The sequence below is a fragment of the Streptomyces sp. NPDC046349 genome, assembly GCF_055587885.1.
The window spans coordinates 203,646-209,753 of the sequence record NZ_JBVJFK010000006.1 but is presented as its reverse complement, the minus strand read 5'-3'; the positions used below and the strand labels follow the sequence as shown (position 1 = coordinate 209,753).

Here is a 6,108-nt window from a genome sequence, read left to right as displayed (position 1 = left end):
GGACGCCGACCCACCGGAGGCGGCCTCGGCGGCCGCAGCCGACGGCTTCGACCCACCGGCCACAGAACCGGACGCGGCCGGGCGCTCCTCGGCCTCCGCCGACGACTTGCCCGCACCGGCGGAACCCGGCTTCACCGCCCGGAACACGGCCGTACGCTCACTGTCCGCCCGCTCGGGCTCCGCATCCCCGGCCGTAGCCGGATCCGGAGCGGAGTCCGAAACGGAGTCCGAAACGGAGTCCGAAACGGAGTCCGAAACGGAGTCCGAAACGGAGTCGGAAGCGGAGTCGGAAGCGGAAGCCTTCGCCGGCGCGGGCCCGTCGGCCTCGGCAGTGCCCGGCTCCTCCGTCGTCGTGGCGACCCAGGCCGCCACGGCCTCGCGCAGCGCATCCCGACCGCCCGCCTCGGCGGCCTCGGCCCCGGCACCGCTGTCGCCCTCACGGGCGACGGCACCGTCCTCGGATTCCCTCGGCCGGAACACCGACAGCCTCGGGTCGTGCTCCGCGGACGACTCCGCCGCCCCCGGCGTTCCTTCATCTACCGACTTGTCGGGGGACTCGCCCGCCACCGCTCCTCCTCATCGCCGCCACGTTCGGCTGTCCGAATGTCTAACAGTGTCCCGTCTAGGGAGCATCGCCCCCGTGCCAGACGAGAACGACATAGCTGCGGGTTCCCCCACAAAGCGGCCACGCGCTCTCGACAGATGAATGTGAGAGGCGTCACCCTGTCACTCATCCACGCGGGGAGGCATGGATGGGCAGGAGCCGCAGAACAATTCCGGAGGAGCTTCTGCTGCTCGCCTTGGACCCGGCCACGGGTACCACGGCGCAGCCGCAGTCGCTCGACCTCGGCCTGGCCGGGGCACAGCTAGTGGAGCTGGCTCTGGCAGGACGGATAGCCCCTGATGGGGATCGTATCGCCGTGGTGATGCCACGGCCGACAGGAGATCCGACACTGGACTCCGCACTGGAACTGCTGCGCAGGCGCGGCAGCCCGGTACGGGCCGTCCACTGGATCGGCGGACCCCGGCTGGGGCTTCGTCAGATTTACCTCGCGCACCTCGAACGCTGCGGCATGGTCCACGCCGTCGCGGGACAGATGTGCGGAGTGTTGCCGACGACTCGCTACCAGGCGACGGACACGGAGATCAGCCGGGAGATCCGAGCCCGGCTCGACAGTGCGATCCGCACCGGCGTACCGCCGGACCCGCGGACCGCGGCGCTCGCCGCTCTGGCCCACGCGGTCGGACTCGGCAAGCACCTGTACCCCGGCAACGAGGGTCGCTCGTCCAGGTCCCGGCTGCGGGACCTGATCAGGCACGACCCGATGGGCGGACTCGTGGCGCACGCCGTGATGGACGTCCAGAACGGTGTGGCCGCCCAGCCACGCCGGGACCGCGCGCCGGCACCGCAGGCCCGGCCCTCGGCGGGCGGCGTCCCGATGCAGCCGCGTCGCACGGGAGCGATGGCACGCGTGGCCGCGCACTGATCCACCCCCGGTGAGGCCAGGACGGTTCCCGGACCCCGGGGCACCGCCCCACCACCGCATCGCCGCACAGCCGCACAGCCGCACAGCCGCACCATCGCACCACCGAACCACCGCAGAGCAACGCCACCGCCGGTACCGGCATCCACGAGGATCCGTTCCGGGAGCCGCCAGCGCGCGGGGTGGCGGGGCCGGTCCGCCGGCTCCGCCACCCCGCGCGTCTGTGTTTTCCCTGCCGTTCCCCAGCGGCGCCGCCCGCTTCGGTGGCAGTCTGCTGAACATCAGACACGCAGAGAGACACTGCACGACAGAAGAAGGCGGAGGTGCCGTTCACGTGGCGTCCAATGTCAATCCCACCGTCCGACGCCGCCGACTGGGAATGGAGCTGCGCAAGCTCCGCGAGGACAAGGGCATGACGGCCGAACAGGTCGCCGAACGCCTCCTCGTCTCCCAGTCGAAGATCAGCCGACTGGAGAACGGCCGCCGTTCCATCAGCCAGCGCGACGTCCGCGACCTGTGCGACGTGTACGAGGTCGAGGACCGCCGACTCATCGACTCCCTCATGCAGATGGCGAAGGACTCCCGCCAGCAGGGCTGGTGGCACGCCTTCGGCGACATCCCGTACAGCGTGTACATCGGCCTGGAGACCGACGCCGCCAGCCTGCGCACGTACGAGCCCCTGGTGATCCCGGGCCTGCTCCAGACCACGGAATACGCGCAGGCCCTCGTTCGCGGCGCGTGGCCGGAGACCGCCCCGGCCGATGTGGACAAGCGCGTCCAGGTCCGGATGCACCGCCAGAAACGTCTCTCCGAGACGGAGAACAACAACCCGGAGATCGGTCCGCTGCGCCTGTGGGCGGTGATCGACGAGGCGGCGCTGCGCCGGCACGTGGGCGACGCCCGGTTGATGATCCGGCAGCTCGAGTACTTGATAGAGCAGTCGGAGCAGCCGCACGTCACGGTGCAGGTGATGCCCTTCGAGCTGGGCGCGCACCCCGGCGTGAACGGCCAGTACGCGATCCTGGAGTTTCCGGACGCGTCCGACTCGACGGTCGTCTACATCGAGGGCGTCACCAGCGACCTGTACCTGGAGAAGGCCAACGACGTCCAGAAGTACAGCGTGATGTACGAGCACCTGCGCGCTCAGGCCCTGGGAGTGGACAAGACAAGGGAGTTCATCTCGCAGATTATCAACGAATATATCGAAAAGGGTGAATAGTCCTGTGACGCAGGGGACGGGTGGGCGAGGGGTCGGCACCGTACACCGTCGATCCCCGGCCACAGAAGGCTTGAATGGAATATGCCACTCGGTCGGGTGAATGCCTCCTTCACCCATCAGGAGCTGCGGGTAGCGTCGATCAGGTCAGCCGGAAATGGCCGACAAGACACCGGAACTACTCGCTCACCGGAGAGAAACATGGCTATTCGCCAGGGCGCCACCGACAACTGGGTCAAGTCCTCCTACTCCGCCAACGGCGCCTGCGTCGAGGTCAAGTCCCCCGTCATGGAGGCGATCGCCGTGCGTGACTCGAAGGTGCAGGACGGCCCGTCCCTCACCTTCGCGCCCGGCTCGTGGACCTCCTTCGTCACCGACGTCACCGAAGGCCGGCTGGGACGCCTCGCCTGAAGATCACGACGCGTTCCGCCCGTCCGGACGGCACTGACGTTTTGAGCCCTCTCGACCGACCCGCCGTCTTGGCCGAGGGGGCTCGGCCATGCCCGGGTCAGCGCAACCGGTCGACGTACCGGTCCGTCCCCGGCACCGTCGGGATGAACGGGGCCACGAGTTCCACCCGGCCCAGGCCCGCCTCCGCGACCTCCGCGTCCAGCCCCTGGAAGCGGTCCCAGCAGGTACGGGGGTCCTCCTCCAGGAACCACAGCAGCGTGAGGCGGGTGTCGACCCCCTCCACCTGCTTGACGTACGTCATCCGGTCACCGGGCAGCGGTGTCGGCCGGAAGACGGTCACCATCGCCGACGGGGATCCGTGCAGCCGCCCGGGGAGGGCGCGCGAGCGCAGCCACTCCAGCAACTCGGCCCGCTGCTGTGGGCCGTCGGCGTCGACCACCTGCACCACCAGCCCCGCGTAGGGGTGGTCGAGCGCGTGGTAGTCCCGCGGACCGGCGGCGCCGTCGCGGTAGACGGTGGCCGCGTGGTCCTGGAAGGCCGTGAAGACGTGGGTCCGGTCCCGGTAGACGCGGCCGTCGCGGTTCAGCCGCTTGTTGATGCCGACGGTCCACTTCATGTGCTCGTCGTAGCGTCCCGCGGTGACCCAGTACGTCGATATGTAGCAGCCGGCGGTGACCGGCTGGGCGACGGCCGACTTCTCCGGGTAGCGCAGCTCCTGGAGCTCACGGGTGGCCACCCAGCGGCGGCCCGCGTACATCCACGGCATGGCCATGGCTCCGGCGTAGTAGTGGTCGTCCTCGTACCAGCGGTTGTACGCGTACTCGTGGCCCGGGTGCGGCTCCACCATGGTGATCAGCGCGTGGCCGGGGCGGACGCCGTAGGGACCGACCGCCGCCAGCGCGGCGTAGTCGTCGGCGCGGGTTTCCTGCTGCGGGTCCTGCTCTCCTGTCGTCATGGCAACGGTTTAACTGATGCTGCGTCAGATGGGGAGGGGATGGGCGGAGTCGGGGCGTCCGAACGGCCGGGCGTCCACCCCTCGATACATCCATGCCGTCTACATGTTTCTCTCGTTACGATGCGGGCTCGCACCCGTCTCCCCGAGGAGCTCCCGTGCCCGCTGTCGCCACCGCCACTGCTGCCGCCACTGCTGCCGCCACGGCCGCCGCCCCTGCCGCCACGATCGCCGCCGTCGCTCCGCCCGCGTTCGCCGCCCGTGCCACCTCGGTCGAGGGCTCCCCCGTACGCGAGATCCTCGCGCTCACGCAGCGGCCCGGGATCGTCTCCTTCGCCGGCGGTCTCCCCGCGCCCGAACTCTTCGACACCGAGGGCCTGCGGGCCGCGTACGACACCGCCTTCGCGCTGTCGGCGCGCCGCGCGCTCCAGTACTCGACCACCGAGGGTGCGCCGGAGCTCCGCGCGGCCGTCGCGGCGCGGGCCACGGCGCGCGGGCTGCCGACCGGCGCGGCCGACGTGCTCGTCACCTCCGGCTCCCAGCAGGCCCTGACCCTCATCACCACGGCGCTGATCGAGCCGGGCGACGTGGTGCTGGTCGAGAACCCCACCTACCTCGCCGCGCTCCAGTGCTTCGGGCTGGCAGGGGCGCGGGTGGTGCCCGTGCCCTGTGACGAGGAGGGCATCATGCCGGACGCGCTCGCGGATCTCGTCGCACGGGAACGGCCGAAGCTGCTCTACACGATCCCCACCTTCCAGAACCCGACGGGCCGCACCCTGCCGGCCGCCCGCCGTGCGGCGGTCGCCGAGATCGCGGCCCGGCTCGGCCTGTGGCTGGTGGAGGACGACCCGTACGGTGACCTGCGCTACGAGGGCCGGGACGTGCCGTGGCTCGCCGCCCACCCGGGCGCGGAGGACCGTACGGCCCTGCTCGGCAGCTTCTCGAAGATCATGGCTCCCGGGCTGCGCCTGGGCTGGCTCCGTGCGCCGGTGGCGCTCCTGCGGGCCGCGGTGGTCGCGAAGCAGGCGGCGGACCTGCACACCTCGACGGTGGACCAGCTGGCCGCGGCGCACTACCTCGCGACGGTGGACCTGGACGCGCACATAAGTACCGTGCGCGCCGCGTACCGGGAGCGGCGTGACGCGCTGCAGAGCGCCCTCAGCCGGACCCTTTCGGGGGACTGCGAGTGGAACCTGCCCGAGGGGGGCATGTTCGTGTGGGCCCGGCTCCCGGAGGACCACGACGCGACGGCCCTGCTGAGGTCGGCTGTGGCGCACAGCGTGGCCTTCGTCCCCGGGGCCCCCTTCCACACGGGCACCCCGGACCCGCGCACGCTGCGCCTGTCCTTCACGACGCACACCCCGCGGGAGATCACCGAGGGGGTGGGCCGCCTCGGGGCGGCCCTGGCGGAGTACGGCGCGACGCTTCCGGGCCTCAGTGCTGGAGCCAGACCTTGAGCAGCACGATGAGCAGCCCGAGGAAGAGGTTGACCACCGCCGCGACGGCCATCAGGCGGCGCGAGGCGCCGGCGCGCTGGGCGGCCACGGTCGCCCAGCCGACCTGACCGGCCAGGGCGACCAGGAGGGCCAGCCAGACGATGCCCTGCGGCCCCAGGTCGAAGAGCGGGCTGATGGCCACGGCGAGCGCAGGCGGGACCGCCGCCTCGATGATCGGGCGCTCCTCCCGTGCGGTGCGCCGGATCACGCTCCAGCTGAGCCGGCCCGCCAGGCGGGCCCCGAAATGGCGGGCGAAGACGTGGGCCGCCCAGAAGACGACCGCGGTGCCCAGCAGCAGGATGATGAGCTGCAGCCTGGGGAACGAGCCGAGCGTCCCGGCGCCGACGACGACGGAGGCGGCGAGCAGCGATCCGTAGACCGCCCCCGCGTAGTCCCCGCGGACCTCTGCGGAAGGCTCCTGGGACGCCTCGTACGAAGCCTCCCGCAGAGCGGACTCCGGGCGGGGCGCCGGGCGGCGGCCCCGCGGGACCGGCTCGGGGCGTACCCCCGGGCCGGGCTCCGGTCCGGGATCCCGGCCCCGCTCCGGGC

6 protein-coding genes and 1 pseudogene are annotated in these 6,108 nt (G+C 71.4%); 4 read left to right on the top strand and 3 right to left on the bottom strand.

Annotation, left to right across the window (positions count from 1 at the left end; genetic code table 11):
- Positions 1-567: pseudogene (locus tag ACZ6JS_RS16265) on the bottom strand (hypothetical protein); the annotation flags it as partial.
- Positions 568-752: 185 nt separating this feature from the next.
- Between ACZ6JS_RS16265 and ACZ6JS_RS16260 the strand changes: the two are divergent.
- The 3 genes from ACZ6JS_RS16260 (at position 753) to ACZ6JS_RS16250 (ending at position 3,111) form a co-directional block, all read left to right on the top strand.
- A complete protein-coding gene (locus tag ACZ6JS_RS16260) occupies positions 753-1,487 on the top strand; it encodes a GOLPH3/VPS74 family protein (protein WP_469298414.1) in 735 nt (244 codons plus the stop codon).
- Positions 1,488-1,818: 331 nt separating this feature from the next.
- Positions 1,819-2,703, top strand: a complete 885-nt coding sequence (locus ACZ6JS_RS16255) for a helix-turn-helix domain-containing protein (protein WP_469298412.1) — start codon at positions 1,819-1,821, stop codon at positions 2,701-2,703.
- A gap of 198 nt (positions 2,704-2,901) precedes the next feature.
- Complete coding sequence (locus ACZ6JS_RS16250) at positions 2,902-3,111, top strand: DUF397 domain-containing protein (RefSeq protein ID WP_030845059.1); 210 nt, start codon at positions 2,902-2,904, stop codon at positions 3,109-3,111.
- Between the two features lie 97 nt (positions 3,112-3,208).
- Here the strand turns inward: ACZ6JS_RS16250 and ACZ6JS_RS16245 are convergent, their stop codons facing one another.
- Entirely contained in the window at positions 3,209-4,066 is an 858-nt protein-coding gene (locus ACZ6JS_RS16245; protein WP_469298408.1) for a hypothetical protein, read from the bottom strand.
- A gap of 224 nt (positions 4,067-4,290) precedes the next feature.
- Here ACZ6JS_RS16245 and ACZ6JS_RS16240 point away from each other — a divergent pair, with 224 nt between their 5' ends.
- Complete coding sequence (locus ACZ6JS_RS16240) at positions 4,291-5,520, top strand: aminotransferase-like domain-containing protein (protein WP_469298782.1); 1,230 nt, start codon at positions 4,291-4,293, stop codon at positions 5,518-5,520.
- On the opposite strand, the gene ACZ6JS_RS16235 is transcribed toward ACZ6JS_RS16240, so the two are convergent.
- Positions 5,498-6,007, bottom strand: a complete 510-nt coding sequence (locus tag ACZ6JS_RS16235; RefSeq protein WP_469298781.1) for a hypothetical protein — start codon at positions 6,005-6,007, stop codon at positions 5,498-5,500. The genes ACZ6JS_RS16240 and ACZ6JS_RS16235 overlap by 23 nt on opposite strands.
- Positions 6,008-6,108: the final 101 nt, after the last annotated feature.